The following is a 256-nucleotide window of genomic DNA, read 5'->3' as shown; positions in this document are numbered from 1 at the left end:
TGGCAATCCACTCCTCCGTACTCGACCTCATTGGCAAGACCCCGATCGTCACGGCCCCGCGCCTGGACACCGGTGTCGGCGAGCTGTACCTGAAGCTCGAAAGCGCCAATCCCGGGGGATCCATCAAGGACCGCATCGGCCTGGCGATGATCGAAGCGGCGGAACAGCGCGGTGATCTCAAGCCGGGTGCGACGCTGGTGGAAGGCACGGCGGGCCATACCGGCCTGGGCCTGGCCCTGGTCGCCCAGCAGACGGG

General features: G+C 67.6%; 1 protein-coding gene. It reads left to right on the top strand.

The window, feature by feature from the left end:
- Positions 1–256, top strand: a 256-nt coding sequence (locus tag ACQG3P_RS20495; RefSeq protein WP_426806070.1) for a pyridoxal-phosphate dependent enzyme, incomplete at both ends; no start/stop codon positions are given.

This window comes from Stenotrophomonas sp. SrG (genome assembly GCF_050031795.1).
In the GTDB taxonomy this organism is placed as follows: domain Bacteria; phylum Pseudomonadota; class Gammaproteobacteria; order Xanthomonadales; family Xanthomonadaceae; genus Stenotrophomonas; species Stenotrophomonas rhizophila_A.
Note: the sequence above shows the minus strand (reverse complement) of the source record. Positions and strands in the feature narration are given on the sequence as shown.